This window comes from Candidatus Flexicrinis affinis (assembly GCA_016716525.1).
Taxonomy (GTDB): domain Bacteria; phylum Chloroflexota; class Anaerolineae; order Aggregatilineales; family Phototrophicaceae; genus Flexicrinis; species Flexicrinis affinis.
The window spans coordinates 1917226-1933556 of record JADJWE010000001.1 but is presented as its reverse complement, the minus strand read 5'-3'; the positions used below and the strand labels follow the sequence as shown (position 1 = coordinate 1933556).

At 62.3% G+C, this 16331-nt stretch carries 11 protein-coding genes and 1 tRNA gene; 3 read left to right on the top strand and 9 right to left on the bottom strand.

Annotation, left to right across the window (positions count from 1 at the left end):
• Positions 1–40 precede the first annotated feature (40 nt).
• Entirely contained in the window at positions 41–2608 is a 2568-nt protein-coding gene (gene glgP, locus IPM16_08290; GenBank protein ID MBK9123110.1) for an alpha-glucan family phosphorylase, read from the bottom strand.
• 206 nt (positions 2609–2814) lie between these two features.
• On the opposite strand from glgP, the gene IPM16_08285 reads away from it, so the two are divergent.
• On the top strand, positions 2815–4644 hold the full coding sequence (locus IPM16_08285; protein ID MBK9123109.1) for a hypothetical protein: 1830 nt from the start codon (positions 2815–2817) through the stop codon (positions 4642–4644).
• A 21-nt stretch (positions 4645–4665) separates the two neighbouring features.
• A tRNA-Asp gene (locus tag IPM16_08280) sits at positions 4666–4738 on the top strand.
• A gap of 58 nt (positions 4739–4796) precedes the next feature.
• Here IPM16_08280 and cydC read toward each other — a convergent pair.
• The 7 genes from cydC to IPM16_08245 all read right to left on the bottom strand — a co-directional run bounded on the left by cydC (position 4797) and on the right by IPM16_08245 (position 13605).
• Complete coding sequence (cydC, locus tag IPM16_08275) at positions 4797–6425, bottom strand: thiol reductant ABC exporter subunit CydC (protein MBK9123108.1); 1629 nt, start codon at positions 6423–6425, stop codon at positions 4797–4799.
• A complete protein-coding gene (gene cydD / locus IPM16_08270; GenBank protein MBK9123107.1) occupies positions 6412–8112 on the bottom strand; it encodes a thiol reductant ABC exporter subunit CydD in 1701 nt (566 codons plus the stop codon). The genes cydC and cydD overlap by 14 nt, the downstream gene beginning before the upstream one ends.
• Before the next feature lie 26 nt (positions 8113–8138).
• Positions 8139–9146 (bottom strand): cytochrome d ubiquinol oxidase subunit II, encoded by a 1008-nt coding sequence (gene cydB, locus IPM16_08265; protein ID MBK9123106.1) that lies wholly within the window; start codon positions 9144–9146, stop codon positions 8139–8141.
• Between the two features lie 15 nt (positions 9147–9161).
• Complete coding sequence (locus tag IPM16_08260; GenBank protein ID MBK9123105.1) at positions 9162–10553, bottom strand: cytochrome ubiquinol oxidase subunit I; 1392 nt, start codon at positions 10551–10553, stop codon at positions 9162–9164.
• 239 nt (positions 10554–10792) lie between these two features.
• Positions 10793–11131 (bottom strand): STAS domain-containing protein, encoded by a 339-nt coding sequence (locus IPM16_08255; GenBank protein ID MBK9123104.1) that lies wholly within the window; start codon positions 11129–11131, stop codon positions 10793–10795.
• A 163-nt stretch (positions 11132–11294) separates the two neighbouring features.
• Complete coding sequence (locus IPM16_08250) at positions 11295–13229, bottom strand: SpoIIE family protein phosphatase (protein ID MBK9123103.1); 1935 nt, start codon at positions 13227–13229, stop codon at positions 11295–11297.
• Positions 13222–13605, bottom strand: coding sequence for a response regulator (locus IPM16_08245; protein ID MBK9123102.1), 384 nt, complete (start codon positions 13603–13605; stop codon positions 13222–13224). Before IPM16_08245 ends, IPM16_08250 begins: the two co-directional genes overlap by 8 nt.
• 171 nt (positions 13606–13776) lie before the next feature.
• On the opposite strand from IPM16_08245, the gene IPM16_08240 reads away from it, so the two are divergent.
• Entirely contained in the window at positions 13777–15177 is a 1401-nt protein-coding gene (locus IPM16_08240) for a hypothetical protein (protein ID MBK9123101.1), read from the top strand.
• On the opposite strand, the gene chrA is transcribed toward IPM16_08240, so the two are convergent.
• On the bottom strand, positions 15174–16325 hold the full coding sequence (chrA, locus tag IPM16_08235) for a chromate efflux transporter (GenBank protein ID MBK9123100.1): 1152 nt from the start codon (positions 16323–16325) through the stop codon (positions 15174–15176). The genes IPM16_08240 and chrA overlap by 4 nt on opposite strands.
• Positions 16326–16331 lie beyond the last annotated feature (6 nt).

The following is a 16331-nucleotide window of genomic DNA, read 5'->3' as shown; positions in this document are numbered from 1 at the left end:
CGTATTTCTCGCGGCCCGTTGCTTTGGCGCAAAATTCAGCCTAGGCCCACGTTATCAGCCCGGGCAGGAACGGCGTCGAGAGGGTGTCGTGTTTAGGAAGCACGCGCACCGAAAGCCCGCGATTGCCGCTGAAGCCGTACCCGAGAGTCGCCGCATAGACGTGTTCGCCATTGCGGTTGGAGACGTGCGCCATTTCGATGGCTTCGCCTTCGTCGATGTCGCCGTCGGTCGACAGCGGGCCGGAGTAGAGCTGAACCGACACGTCGCCCGGCTGCAGTTGACCCAGTGAAATCACCGCCTTGATCTCGACCTGTTCGCCGACGTTCATCGTATCGCCCGGCACGTCGACGCGCAGTACACGCACGCCCCGCCACGCCTGATCGAGGCTCGCGCGCCACGCGGCAAACGCCAGACCGCGCTTCAGGTCAGGGTGGGTGAGGTGGTATGCACGGTCGAACTCGGGCAAGTAGTACCGCTGCGCATACTCCATGACCATTCGGCGCGTGTTGAAGAACGGCGCTAGCGCCTTGATGCTCGACTTCACCTTGCGAATCCAACCGCGCGGAAGACTGTCTCTGCTGCGGTCGTAGAACAGCGGGATGATGTCCTGCTCCAGCACGTTGTACAGCGCCTCGGATTCGATCGCGTCCTGTGCCTCGGCGGCGCGCTCGCTGTATTCCTCGCCAGCGCCGATCGCCCAACCAACCTCCGGCGTGTAGGCTTCCGCCCACCACCCATCCAGCGAGCTGAAGTTCAGCCCGCCGTTGTAGACGACCTTCATGCCGCTGGTTCCACTCGCTTCTTTCGGCCGACGCGGGTTATTCAACCAAACATCGACGCCTTGCACCAAGTACCGCGCAACGAGCATGTCGTAATTCTCGAGGAACACGATACTCTGACGCAGATCGGGGTCGCGGGCCAAATTAACGATTCGTTTGATGAAGGCCTTGCCTTCTTCATCGTGGGGATGCGCCTTGCCTGAGAAGATAAACTGCACAGGGCGTTCCGGGTTGTTGACCAGCGCCTTCAAGCGGTCGACGTCGCGGAAGATGAGCGTGGCGCGCTTGTAAGTGGCAAACCGGCGCGCAAACCCGATGGTGAGCGCATCCGGGTTGAGGACTTCAGCCGCTGCTTCCACTTCGCGCTGCGATGCGCCGCGGCGCTGCAAGTGCGATTGCAGGCGCGAGCGCACGAACCCGACGAGCCGGTCGCGCCGCCGTTCGTGGGTGTGCCACAGTTCCGCATCCGGGATGCTGTCGACGGCGCTCCACGCATCTTCGAGCTGCTCTTCCAATCTCCACGACGGGGCGAGATATCGATCGAACAGCGTAGCCATCTCTCGGCTGACCCACGTCTGAATGTGGATGCCGTTCGTGATCGAGTTGATCGGGATTTCCTGAATGGGGACGTTCGGGAACAGCCACGCCCACATCCCGCGCGATACGTCTCCGTGCAGTTCTGCGACGCCGTTCGCATCCGAAGCAAGTCGGATCGCAAGGACGGCCATGGAGAACAGGTCGTAGTTGTCGATCGTCTCTCGGCCGAGGTCGTGGAACTGGTCGCGATTGAGGCCAAGCTGTCCCCAATACTCGCCAAAGTGTTCGTCGATCAGGTCGTAGCCGAATCGCTCCAACCCGGCGGGCACCGGTGTGTGGGTGGTGAACAGCGTGCTCGTGCGCAGGATCTCCTTCGCTTGAGAGAAGTTGATACCCGCCTCGTTCATCAAAATGCGGATGCGCTCCAGCGCAAGGAACGCGCTGTGGCCCTCGTTCATGTGACACACCGACGGGCGCATACCCATCGCTTCAAGCGCGCGGATGCCCCCAATTCCCAGCAGGAGTTCCTGCCGGATGCGCTGGCGACGATCGCCGCCGTACAGTCGGTCGGTTATGTTGCGGTCGTCGGAACGGGGATTGTCCGCGATGTTGCTGTCGAGCAGGAAGAGCGGCACGCGCCCGACCTGCACCTTCCAGACCTGCGCGTACAGCGATCGCCCCGGAAGCGGAACCTCGACCTTGAGCGGCGCACCCCTGCTGTCGCGCATAAGCGTAATCGGCACGTTGGCGACGTCGTTGATCGGGTAGATTTCCTGCTGATAGCCGTCGGCATTCAGGTACTGCTGGAAATATCCCTCTTGATACAGCAGGCCGATGCCAACCAGCGGCAAGCCGAGGTCGCTGGCGCTCTTGAGGTGGTCGCCGCTGAGAATGCCCAAGCCACCGGAATAGGTTTGCAGGCACTCAGACAGGCCGTATTCCATCGAGAAGTACGCGATGACCGGACTGGACTTGGTCTTGCCGCCGGTCCGGTGGGTGATATACCACGTTTCCTTGTCATTCATGTAGGCGTCGTGATCTTCTACGACCTTGTGGTACGTGTTCATGAACGCCGGATCGGACACCACCTGATTCAGCCGGTCCTGCGCGATCCGGCCCAGCATCAGCACCGGATTGTGATACGTCTCCTCCCACAGGTCGCCATCCAGCCTGCGGAAGAGGTCAATCGTCGCTTGATCCCACGACCACCGCAAGTTGTACGCCAGATCGCTCAGGCGTTCGATTGGCTTGGGCAGCACAGGGACAACGTGAACTGTTGCGACTGGTCTTATCATGCCAGTACTCCCTTGATTGCATGTTGGCTATAACACAGCCAGCCTGAGGATACTGCCCTGAGCAAGGGTTAACAAGAGACTGGGCGCAAATCGCGGCAATTTCGCGACTCATTTCGTACACTTCGTACCACTAAGGTGTTGTGCATTGTGTCTATTCGAATCTGTACGCGGAACCTGATGAACGACTGTTCGGTAGCTGGATCATGATCGAGAAGTTCGTTGTACCGCTAGGTGGGCGTGGCACTGCGAGCCTTCCAGCCCACGACGGTGTTCGGGCACTCGATCGGGCGGTGCGTGCCGGAATGCCGGTCCCTAGCGGTCACCTCGTCCTGCCGGCGCTAGCGGACCTTGCCGTGCTGCACGGCGCGTTGTCAATCGACGGCGGGCGCATCGAGGTGCTCGACCCGTCCGTGGTGGCTCTCTGGTTGGACGGGGCCGGCGGAGCCAGCTCGGCAGTGTGGGTGAAACCGATCCACGCCACGGAGCGAGTCGCGCAGCCCAAGGTTGTGCAGCGAGTTTCGCCTGAGGACGTGCTGTCCGCAGTCGTCGCAGTTTGGCAGGACCACCTCCGTGTCCATGCCGACGCCACTATTCAGCCGGTCTTGATCCAACACGCGCCCGCAATCGAGCAGCACGGACAGGCATGGACATCTGCCGGCATCGGGCGCGACCTTGTGGCGATTGCGACCGGCTCACGCTACCACGAGACAGCACTAGAGCGGCTCTTCGGCTGGGAGCGCGTACCCAACCCGCCAGATCTGGAGCCGATTCTGGCGCGTGTGCAAGCTCTTCTGCGCGATGTTCGCCGCTGGCTTGGTGGAGAGCACTGGCACGTGGAATGGGCAGACGATGGTACGAAATGTTGGCTGTTGAGCGTCCATCCGTGCGAATCCGGGCGATCCCGCGCCGCGACAATGACGCTCGTTCCCGTGTCGGGGTCCGGCGGCGGCCCGCTGACGCCGCTGGTGGCCGATGTGTGCCGGCAAGCCGAAGTTGGGGCATGGTCACGGGCGACAAACGTCGAGGGCGGGCTGTCCGAAATGCCAGCGCCAGCCTGTGTCGCCCATGGCAGGCTGTATGTCGACGCTTCAGACGTAGCCACCGCGCTTCAAGCATTTGGGCTGGGGACCACCCTTCTGCTGCCCTTTGCGCCTGATGCGCACCGGGTCCTGCTTCCGCCCCGTACCGGACGGCTGGTCCGCTCCCTCGGGCGAGGGACGGCGCTCCGGCTGCTCGTGGCGCACCTTATGTCCATCTTGACCATGCCGCGTCTTCTCGTTCTGGACGCGCCTGCCCGCGATGCACAGGCGCTCGTGGATCTCTTCGACCAGACCGCGGACCTGTACGGAATCATGATATGGCGATTGTCGCATCTGTGGCTCGCGGCGACCGCGGCCGCTGGTGAAGCCGGTCAGACGGCGATACTCACAGCCCTACGAGGAATGGGCGACCCTACGCGGCTCGCCGCCCGGGCAAAGATGCGCGACCTTGCTGCGGATTATCTATCAGTACGGAAGTCGATCGATCTTGGTGATGTTCCCGAGAAAGAGGAGTTTCAGGTAATCTGGGGGGACTACTTACGGCGTTGGGGCATCCGCGCTGACAACGAGGTCGAACTTGCGTGCATGCGCGACCACGAACAGCCAGCGAGTGTCCTGCGCGACGTTGTCTTCCAAGTCGATGCCAGCCCACAGGGTCTGCACGGCCTGAAGCGTGTCCTGATGCGGCCGCTGCTGGCGCGGGCGTCGCGCCTTGGCGAAGCGTTTGCTCGCGACCTCGACACCGCGCGGCAGGCGTGGCTGGCAGCCGCGAATTGGCTTGTTGAGCAGAGCTTGATTGTAAAGCGCGACGACGTATGGCTGCTCACGAGAGCCGACCTCGGACGGCTTGCGATCGGTTGGCGGCCAGAGGGAGAGTTCTGGGCGCGGCGACGCGCGGCGTGGGAGGCGCTGCAATCCGAAGACGCCGAACCGACGATCGATCGAATCTTCTGCAGCGAGCAGGCGAAAAGCCTTGACACCCCCCGTGGCTAATGATAAACTGCGGTTCGTTCAGGGGACGTGGTGTAGCGGTTAACATGCCACCCTGTCAAGGTGGAGATCGCGGGTTCAAATCCCGTCGTTCCCGACACAGACGGCCAGCACAAACGCTGGCCGTTTTCTATTTGCCCATCGTCGAACAACAGCTACACGGCAAGCACAAGTGTCTGATCCTCTGCCGGTTCGATGGCCTTGTCGGCCTCATGCTGCATGACAATCAACGTGCGCCCCTCTGCCGCCGCCTCGATCGCACGCATTAAGGCGTCGGCGGTCGCCCGATCCAAATGGGCGGTCGGCTCGTCCAGTATCCAAATCGGCGCGTCGCGTAGGATGACGCGTGCAGCCGCGATTCGCTGGCGCTGACCGCCGCTGATCGTCGCGCCACTTTCGCCCACAATGGTGCGAATACCGTCGGGCAGACGCTCGATCCACGGCCCGAGCTGCACCATCTCGGCCACGCGCTCTACGTCTTCATCGGACGCGTCCGGCCGTGCAAGGCGGATGTTCTCTAGAATGCTTGTATTGAATAGGTCGGCGCGCTGCATCTGAATACCGAGCCGCGTACGGAGCGCCTCCGGTTCGACCCGTGTGATGTCGACGCCGCCCAGCGCGATCCGTCCGCCGCTCGGCTGCTCGAATCCCGCGACCAGATTGACCAGCGTCGACTTGCCTGCGCCGCTTGGCCCTGTGATCGTCACGTGCGCGCCATACGGTATGCGCGCGTTGAAGTCCCGAACGACCAGCGGCAGATCGGAGCCGTGCCTGAAATCGACGTGTTCGAAGACCAGATCGCCAACTGGGCATGGGTCCAGTAGGCGAGGGGCTTGGCGCGGCATCGCCTCAAGCTCGAACAGCCGCCGCGCGGACTCTGAAGAGTGACCCCATTGGTGCGCCGCGGCGGACAGCGGCGTGAACGCCTCGAATGCGGCGGCGGTTGCCAGCGCGCAGGCGGCGACCAGCACGCCGTCCAACCGTGCGGATGCGATGATCAGCACTGTGAGCATCGCGCCGCCGCTCAGCAGCATGCCGACACCCTGCGATACCGCATCGCCCCGCGCGCTGCGGCGTTCGGCCGCTTCGAGCCGTGACAGAGTCGTCGCGATCCGCGCCTGCCAGCGCAGATGTGCGCCGTTCGCCAGCAGGTCGGTCATGCCAAGCGTATAGTCGGCCATCTGAACGTTGTAGGCCGACCGCAGCTGCGCGGCCTCGCGGCCGGGAAGCCAGCTCAGTCGCCACGTGAGCAGCGGATGCCCCACGCCCGTGAGCACCATGACCAACGCCACCGTAAGGCCAATCCATGGGTCGAGCAGCGACAGGAACAGCACGGCGGCTAACGTCACGACCAGCGCAGATCCGGCGGGCGCGAGGGCGCGTAAGTACACGTTCTGCAGCGACTCGACGTCGGCGATTACCCGCTGGTGCAGGTCGCCGGTGCGCCACTGACGGATGACCGCTGGCGCGAGCGGCTCGACGGCATCGTAGAACGCAACACGCAGGTCGCCCAAGAGGCGGAATGCTGCTTGGTGGCCGGCAATTCGCTCAAGGTATCGGAAACCCGCGCGCCCGATGCCGAACGCGCGCACGAGTACGACAGATACTCCGAGTTCGGCGATCGTGGGCTGGAGCGCGGCGGTTGCGATCAGCCATGACGACGTGAACATCAAGCCAATGCTGCTGACGATCGTGAGCGCGCCGACAACCGCCGCCATCAGCATACGCCCCGCATAGGGTCTGAGCAGCGTGACGAGCCGGAGTGTGGAGCTATGGCTGGGCATAACCTACCTCCATCTGCGCGAAGGGCTCGTCGCGATCCGATGTCACAAGCCGACCGTCCTCCAACGCGATCACGCGATCGGCGCCGGCGATGGCCTGCATGCGGTGGGCGATTTGGATCACGGTTGTGCCGATCGGTCGCGCGCTCAGTACCTCGGCGATCGCGCGCTCGGTTTCGATGTCGAGGTGGGCGGTCGGTTCATCGAGTACCAACAGCGGTGCGCCACGCAGCAAGGCACGCGCCAGTGCGATCCGATGGGCCTGCCCGCCGCTGAAGCGCGTTCCACGTTCACCACACAGCGTATTGATCCCGTGCGGGAGTTCGCGCACGAAGCCGTCTGCGCTCGCACGCACCAGCGCATTCCATACGTCGTCATCGGAGGCGTCAGGTTCACCAAGCCGCACATTGTCAGCTATCGAAAGGTTGAATAGGTGTGGGCGTTGCGGGAGGTAGGCGATCAATCTGCGCCATGATTCGGAATCGAACTCCGATATAGGCGTCCCGTCCACCGTGACGGCACCGCTTGTCGGCTCGATGAAGCCCATCACGATTGCGGCAAGTGTCGACTTGCCGGCGCCAGTCGGCCCAGTGATCGCAACGTATTCGCCGCGGTCGATCGCGAAACTTACGCCCGCAAGCGCCGTTCTGCCGTGCTGAAAGGCGAACGAGACATCGTCGAACGTGATGCGCCCCATACGCGCCGGCTTTGAAGCGGGCTTACCGGCAGGGCGTTCGACCTTTTCGCCGGACAGCAGCATCGCAAACAGCTTGTCGGCCGCTGCCGAGCTGTTTGCCGAGTTGTGGAACTTGGCAGCGAGCTGCCGGATTGGCAGATAGAACTCCGGCGCGATGACCAGCACGAATAGCGCGCGTCCAAAGTCGATGCCGCCGTCCATAAGCCGAAATCCGATCTCCACGGCAAGCATCGCAATGCTCAGGGTAGCGATCAGTTCCAGCATGAACGCGGACAGAAACGCCGTCCGCAGTACCGCCATGGTGGACTCGCGGAAGGCGCGGGTGACGTCGCCGATGATCTTTCGCTGAGGGCGGCTGCGGTTGAACAGCTTGAGCGTGACGAGGCCCTGCAGGACATCGTAGAAGTGCGCGCTGAGCCGTGACATATCCGCGTAGCGACGGCGCGCTTGCGCCCCTGCTGCCTTGCCGATCAGCGCGCCCAGCAGGGGGATCAGCGGTGCGGTCAGAAGAAGGACGAGCGCGCTCAGCGGGTCGATCGGCGCAACGACTGCGAGGACGATGAGAGGCACTAGAACGGCCTGAAGTATCGCAGGCAGTAGGTCGCGGAAGAACGGCTCGATGGCCTCGGTGCCTTCGCCGGACGCTGCGAGGACGTCACCGGTGCGGTCGACTGTGCGCAGGCGATGGTCGCGGCCCGCAAACTCGCGCACTAGACGCATCCTGAGCGCCGCTTTCGTAACCCGCCCGAGCGCGGCAGAGAGACTTGTGCCAGCGTAAGCAAGCAGCGCACGACCGATGACCGTGACTGCGAGCAGCACGACCAGCCCGGATACCCCGGCCGCCGTCTCGCGCTGCGGATGCACATGGCTCACGATTGTCGCAAACAGGCCTGCTTGCGCGACGATCAGGGCCGCGCCGACAGCGTGTACAGCGGTCAGCGCGGCCAGTTGCGGGCGGTTGGCCCGCGCAAGTGCCAGTAGTCGTTTGTCCATCGTCTCCCCGGATGACGGTCAACGGACTAGTATTCGAGCTTGCTCGACGTGGTCAGGCGCTTTCTGAACACGTAGTACGTCCACGCCTGATAGGCCAAGACGAGGGGGACGAGCGTCAATGCGATCACAGTCATGACGCCGAGCGTGTATTCGCTTGACGACGCGTTGTAGATTGTCAAGTCGAACTGCTCGCCGAGGCTGCTCGGCATGACGCGCGGAAACAGGAAGCTGAACAGCAGCACTACAGCGCTGACCAGCGCGATCGACGTCCCTAAGAACGCACGGCCGAACCTGCCGCTTCGTATGAACCACGCGGCGCCGCCAAGCCCGGCGACCGCCCCGAGCAGCGCGACGACCATCACGACGTTGAGCCGTTCGAACAACTGCGGCGCGGCGATCAGAACAGCCGCCACGACGACGACCGCCGTAGGGATCGCGAGAGTCTTGGCGACCCCTTCGGCGCGCTTGCGCAAGACACCGTCCGTCTTGAGTTCAAGGAACAAGGCACCGTGCAGCGTGAATAGCAGGAAGGTCGCCACACCGCCGGCGAGCGCAAACGGGTTGAGAAGGTCGCCAAACGAGCCGACGAACGTCATGCTGCCGTCTATCGCGACGCCACGCGCGATGTTCGCTACGGCGACGCCCCACAGTAGCGCGGGTAGTGCGCTGCCGATGAAGATGCCGTAGTCCCACATCCTGCGCCATGCCGGCGAGTTGATTTTGCTGCGGAACTCGAAGGCGGCGCCGCGTAGGATTAGGGCGACCAAGATCAGGAACAACGCGAGATAGAACCCGCTGAACAGGGTCGCGTACCAGTTCGGAAAGGCGGCGAACATCGCTCCACCCGCCGTGAGCAGCCAGACCTCGTTGCCGTCCCACACCGGGCCGATGCTGTTGATGACGATGCGCCGTTCAGTGTCCTTACGGCCGACGAACGGCAGCAGGATGCCGACGCCGTAGTCGAAGCCCTCGAGCAGGAAGAACCCGCTGAAGAGGACGGTAATCAAGATGAACCAAAGCGTTTGCAGATCCACGGTTCACTCCTCCGCCTAGTAGACCCGGCCAAGCTCGGGCAGGTCGGACGCTGTCGCCTCCGACGAACCGGACTCGGCTCGCGCGTATTTCCACAGCAGGTAGACGTCGACGATCATCAGCAGTCCGTAGATCACGGTGAATCCGATCAGCGAGATCAACAGCATGTCTGCCGTGACATTGGGCGAGACGGCATCTTCGATCCGCATCATGCCTTGCACGATCCACGGTTGTCGTCCCATTTCAGTCAACAGCCAGCCGGTGGTATTCGCGATATAGGGAAGGAACAGCGCCGGAACGGCCAGTATCAGCAGCCAGCGCCGCTTCTCAAGCGTACGGCGGGTCGCGAACACGATGCCCAGCAGACCGATAACGAACATTGCAGCCCCGGCGCCGACCATCGCCCGGAAGCTCCAGTACGTCAGCCAGATGGCCGGCGGGACGTAGTTGCCCGGACCATACTGCTGTTCGTACTGCGCTTGAAGCTGGTTAATCCCTTGTACGAGCCCGTCAGGCGTGTTGTAGGTCAGGAAGCTGAGCAGCGACGGAATGGTGACTTCCGCTTCCGGCCGGCGTTCGGCCTCGTTACCGATTTGGAAGAGACTGAGCGATGCCGGATCGGCGCTCTCCCACAGCCCTTCGGCGGCGGCCAGCTTCATCGGCTGTGTGTCGGCCATGCGCTGGCCCTGAGCGTGACCGAATCCCATCGTCGCAAATACCGCGACGGTGCCGACGATCAGCGCGATGCGCGCGGACGTCCGGAACATTTCCATCTGCGGGTGCCGGCCGCGCAGCAGGTGGTACGCACTAATGCCGAGCACGAAGAACGCGCCGGTGGTCAACCCGCCAAGCACGACATGCGGCCACTGCAGCAGCACGTTGGGATTGGTGATGAGCGCGAAAAAGTCGGTCATCTCCGCGCGGCCGCTTTCGGCCATCTGATAGCCGACCGGGTTCTGCATGAAGCTGTTGGCGACCAGAATCCAGTACGCGGACAAGTTGGCGGCAAACGCGACCAGCCAGATCGACGCGAGATGGACGCGTTTGCCGAGCTTGTCCCAGCCGAAGATCCATACGCCGAGGAACACCGACTCGATGAAGAACGCCGCCAGCGCTTCGATCGCCAACGGCGCGCCGAAGATGTCGCCGACGAAGCGCGAATACTCCGACCAGTTCATGCCGAATTGGAATTCCTGCACGATGCCAGTGACGACACCCATCGCGAAGTTGATTAGAAACAACTTGCCCCAGAACTTCGCCATGTGTTTGTAATGCTCGTTGCCCTTCCAAACGTACATCGTCTGCATGCCTGCGATCATGATCGACAGGCCAAGGGTGAGCGGCACGAAGAAGAAGTGGTAAACCGTCGTGACCCCGAACTGAAGCCTTGCCAGATCGAGCACGTCCATAGCGAACCCTCCTTACAATATGGATTACGACGATTGTAGGCAGGGGAGAACCGGTGCAGTTAGTGATGGATGTCACAAATAGCGGTGACAAGCCTACCGCGAGAGAGACGTAAGAATCGGCGGTCAGGCGAGTACCATGGCTTTATGTCCGCCGGCGGGCAATTCCGATAAAACTGTTCAAATCAAAACGGCCGCCGAAGCGACCGTTTCAGAGTATTCGGTTGTGAAGCGATGTACCGCTAGCTCAGACTCTTCAGCGCGTCGTTGAGGTCGTCGTAAAGCGGAAATACGAGATTAAGGCGGGTCTGCTTAAGGGCGACCTGCGTTTGGACGGCGGCATGGGCGAGCACAAGTTTGCCACTGCGTTCCTTGACGATGCGCAAACCGCTGACCAGTGCGCTTAGGCCGCTGGAGTCGACGAAATTGACCTGCTGCAGGTCAACGATCAGGAATACGTAGCCGCTGTTGACTGTGTCTTGCAGCAGCGTGCGCAGGTTTCCGGCAGTGTGGGCATCCAAACGACCGCTCAGGTGGATGACCGCGCGCTTGTTCGGAAAATGCTCGACTGTGTATTGCATCTCGACTCCCAGCGGAAGGGTTGTCCGTGGCCCCGCGTGACAACCGGCGTTATCCACGTACACATAATAGCGCGACTACGGGTATTAGAACAGTCTGGTCCGCGCCGTGTTCCGGAATCATGACACGAAACGGCGCGGCTTGCCACAGTCTGCCGAACGGCGCTTAGTCGCGGGCGCGCACGGTGGTCGGCAGATTGCGGATCATGCGCCAGTGGTTGTACTGGCCGGGCAGGCGCTGGTACTGGATCGAGTCCATCACATCACGGATGATGTGCATCCCGTAGCCTCCCTCAGCCGGCGCGTCTTTATCGAACTTCATCGGCGCGCTGTCCCAATTGAACGGCCGCCCGTTGTCAACCAAGATGACCTCGATGTGCGTCGGGTACAGCGCATACAAGCCGCTGATGTACCCTTCGCCTTCGCTGACACTGTGCTTCATGATGTTTGCCGCTGCTTCGGCAACGGCCAGATGGACTTCCTCGAACCAGATCTGGTCGACCTCGACGGCGAGGTTGGCTGCGAAGTGCTGCATCGAGTCGGAGACCGAGGCAAGCTGCGAGAGATCGCCTTCGATGCGCCAGTGCAGATAAATATCAGGCTCGATCGGATTTTCCGGCAGCTTCTTGATGACGACGATCGTCATGTCGTCGGACACGGCGTACTCGCCCTGATGCTGCCCGTGCACTGCCTGCAACCGTTCGAGGATGCCTTCCGCCGGCAGTGAATTCAACGTGAGCAGGAGCTGACCAATGCCGGTCAGGCCAAGCAGACGTCCCTTGTAGTCCTCGACCTCGGTAAGTCCGTCGGAGTACAGCAGCAGGACGTCGCCGGCTTCCATATCGATGGGCTGCACGGCCGCCGAGATGTTGGCGAAGATACCCAGCGGGAACGTCGTGCTTTCGAGATGTCGGATCTGATGATCGCTGGCACGGTAGTGCAGTGCCGAGGGGTGCCCGGCGTTGGAGTACACTACCGAACTGCCATCCTGCCTGATGCTGAGGAGCGTGACCGTCACGAAACGGTTGACGCGCACGAGGTCTTCGTACAAGGACTGGTTGGCGTTGCGCAGGATCACGCCGGGGTGGTTGGCGCTGTGGAACTGCGACCGGATCGCCGCACGCACCTCGAAGCTGAGCAGCGCGGCAGGGAAGCCCTTGCCGGAAACGTCGCAGACCATGACGCTTACCGAGCCGTTGCCGCTGTACACATCGTACAGGTCGCCGCCGACCTTCGAAGCCGGCTTGAGCATCGCGGCGATGCTGAAACCGTCCGGATTGGGCAGGGTCAGCGGGAGCATGCCCGTCTGTACTTCAGACGCCAGCTCCATGTCGCGGCGGATGCTCTCGCTGTCGACCTGCTGCTCGTGCAGGCGGTCGATCTCGATGACGGTCGTCAACTGCTCGACGAGGCTTTCGAAGATCTGGATATCGCCCGCGTTGAAATTGTGCGCCGATTCGCGCGCGGCCATGCCAATATAGACCGGGCGGCTTGCATCGGTGAGCAGACGCCGGCCGATGAACGACTTGAAACCGCCGCCGGGAATCATGCGGTTGCACTGGTCGGGCGTGTCGCAGCGCAACAGCCCGTCGCTTCGGATGAGGGCGTGCAGAATAGACGCCTCTTGGAAGTTCGTAAACCCGGCTTGAGTCCACATGAAGCGCACGTAGCCATCGCGGCCAAACCCGACGAATGCGACTTCGAGTTCGACGGTATCGCACGCCATCGCCATTAGCTCGATGCAGATTTGTTCGGCGTCCAATGGCGACCGCATCAGCAGGGCCGCCTTGTGCATTAGCCCGAGCCGGTTCCACGCCGTCACCAATTGCTCGACTAGGCGTTGTGTTCGGACTTCGACCGATGCAGCGGTCTGCAGCGTCGCCGCCCAGCCTTGCAGCACGGCATTGGCTGCGGTCCGCATGTCGGCGCTGCGCATGCGACCAATGAGCCACGCGCCGGGCACCATCTCGTGGCAGACCGCGAACGCATCCGTCGTGGGCATATCGTCGCCGTAGGCCACGTACAGCACGTCACCAAACAGCTCGTTCCAAATCGGCCTGAGGCCGGTTAGCTGATGCTCAATCTCGTGCTGATCAGACATCGGGAAGCTCGAGGGCGGTCTCTATCGCTCGGATCAAATCAATACGACTGAAGGGCTTGAAGAGCAGAGACGTCGCCCCCAAGCGGCGTGCCTCGTTGAAGAAGTTTTCGTCGCTGCTCGCCGAGATTACGATAAACGGGACATGTTCGAGTTCGGGAAGCTCGCGGGCGTACCGGAGCAGGACAAGACCGTTCTCGCCGGGCATCATGAGATCGACGCAGACGACATCCGGGACCCACTTCGCCAGCGCTTCGCGGGCCTGCTTGACGTTGAAGCACAGCCGCAGGTCGAACTTCGGCTGAAGCATCATCTTCATGACATCGTGCATGATGATGTCGTCGTCAACAATCATGACACGGCGCAAGTTGTCCGTCATAACCTCTCGTCTCTGGTCGGCCGGTCAACCGCGCTGAATTGAAGGACCGGTCGGCTTAAGCATCTCCCTGTCGCCACACACACGCGAACGACGAGTGCATAGCGCCCGAGCACTATTGTAGCGTAACCTATATGTTATAGTGGAGCCACACTTTTGGTGAGGAGTACAGAATTGAGATCGCCGGGCGTGCGTGCTTTAGTGGTTCTCCTCGTGCTTTTGTACAGCGCGGCCGTCGCCCAGCAGCCTCAGGCCCAGCGGGCGTCGTCAAACGGTCTGAGCATACCGGTACCATTGGGCTATGTCTTTGCCCAGCTTGGGCCCGGTGCAATCGGCCTCACGGCGCCCGAAAACGGCGGTGTGATCCTTGTCGAGGTGATTGGAACTGACCTCGACGGTGCAAGAGTCATCGGTCAGACATTGAGTCGCATCGGCGCGCGCCCCTTCGACGAAGGTCTTGCGGTCGAAGCGGGGTCCGGCGTCACGTCGGCGCTCTCTTACGAGCGCGCTGGAGTACTCGGTGCGCTTTATGCCGTCGATACAGGCGGCACACTTGTGATGCTGCGAATCGAACCGCTGACGCCCGAAACAGCACATACTGCACAGGTCGTCGCAGCGGGTTTGGCTTACCGCGCGCCAGAGAAGACAGTCTCCGCTGCGCGCTGCGGAAGCGAGGCGCTTCCGCTGACCCTCACGACTACCGGTGGATTGGCGGCGTGCTTTGGCCCGGAGTTCCTGGCCGAGGAGAAAGGCCCGCATTCGATCGGACTGTCCGACCTCGATGACGGGATCATCGTCACCATCTACGCCGATGAAGACCTTGAACTGCTGCTCGGTCAGGCGCCGTCGGATTTGGAATTCGCGGCACAGGCACTCACGCAAGGGCTAGAACAGTCCGGCGTGCGCGTGTTGTCCGGGTCGACCAACGACAAGGGCGTACTGTCGCTGCCGGTCGCCTATCCGGGTGTGGGCGCAGGGCGGCTGATGCTGCGCAGCATCGACGGCGAAGTTATCGCGCTGTCTGCACTGCTGCTTGGCATTCCGCCGGCCGACGTTGCGCAGCGCCTCGACGCGATCGTCGACAGTGTTTCTGTTGGGAACGCGGCAGCCAGCCCCGGCGCAGTCGTCCCCGCCCCGGCAGTGATTACTGCTGGGCTGATCAGTTTCACCGTGGCGGATGGGTGGGTCGTCGACACGGTCAATGATGACGTGGTGCAGCTCACGCGTACCGATGACCGTGCCATTCTTCGTGTCACGTCGGCGCGGATCGGCCCGAACTGGAATATCGATGCGTACGTGGTCGGTATCCTTGGCAGCGCTGCGCAGTTCGCCGGCGACGACCGGTTCTCTCGGGAGTCGGTGCTGCCGCTAGACACGGGCGATCCGTCACGCACGTTGGAGTACTACAATTCAGCCGTGGCCGCGTCGCGCGCGACAAGCGCGCTGCAAACCGGATTCCTGACGGTCAACGCCGACGTGCTGGCTGTGTTTCAGGCGCTAATAAGCGATCCGGCCGCGTCCGCGGTTGTGCGCGCAGACGTGTTGGAAATGATCGGCTCGGCCGAACGCCGCTAGACGGACACCAATCCGACAGCAGACGCGATCACGCCGATTAGCCCACCGGCGAGGATGACGTACGTTGCGTTTACCTTGAACCGGACAAGCAGTACGAGCGCCGCTGCTGCAAGCCCGATCGTCAACGGGTCGACAATCGCCGCGATTCCCAGCTCGACGGTGACAGATGCCATCAGGCCGACCGCCGCGGCGTTGACGCCGTCAAGCAGCGCAGAAAAAAGCTTGGAGCGGCGCATGCGCGGGATGAGCGGACTACTGATCGCCACAAAGATGAAGCTGGGTAGGAAGATGCCGACGGTTGCGACGACGGCGCCCGGTACGTCGGCAACGAGATAGCCGATGAACGTCGCGGTCGTGAACAGCGGCCCCGGTGTGAACTGCCCGATAGCGACAGCGTCCAGAAGCTGCTGGCTGGTGATCCACCCGAACGAGTCGACAAAGTCGCCGCGCAGGAACGCGAGCAGCACGTAACCGCCGCCGTACAACAAGGCGCCGATCTTGAGGAATGTCAGGAACAAGGTGCCGAGCGAGATCGGCACGAACGTCTGCGCCAGCGGGATCAGGCTGGGAAGCGGCAAAAGCGCGATCAAAGCCACCGATCGGTTTTCCAGCCAACGCCGAACAAACACGTACGCCGCGCCGGCGCCGAACAGCAGCACCAACTCGTCGACGCCGAAGAAGTACAACATGACGACGGCAAATCCGGTGAGCCAGAGCAGGCGGTTCTTGAATGCCTTGGGCAGCAGCATGTAGACGGCGTTTGCGACAACCGCAATGATGACCGGCTTGATGCCGTACAGCAGTGCGTTGGCCGCCGGCGTGGTCCCGTACTGTGCATACAGCGCTGCCAGCACCAGCACCATGAGAAACGCCGGCGCAATGAAGCACGCGCCGGCGGCAAGCAATCCAACCCAGCCGGCCCGGACGTAGCCGAGATGAATCGCCATCTCGGTCGAGTTCGGGCCGGGAATCAGGTTGGTCGCGCCCAATAGATCGAGGAACTGGTCGTCGTCGAGCCACTTCTTGCGCTCGACCAGTTCATGCCGGAAGATGCCGATATGCGCGGCCGGGCCGCCAAACGCGGTTGCGCCCAGACGGAGAAACGTGAGTGCAACCTCGCGTACCGACCCGCGTGACTTGTCCGACATGCCCCT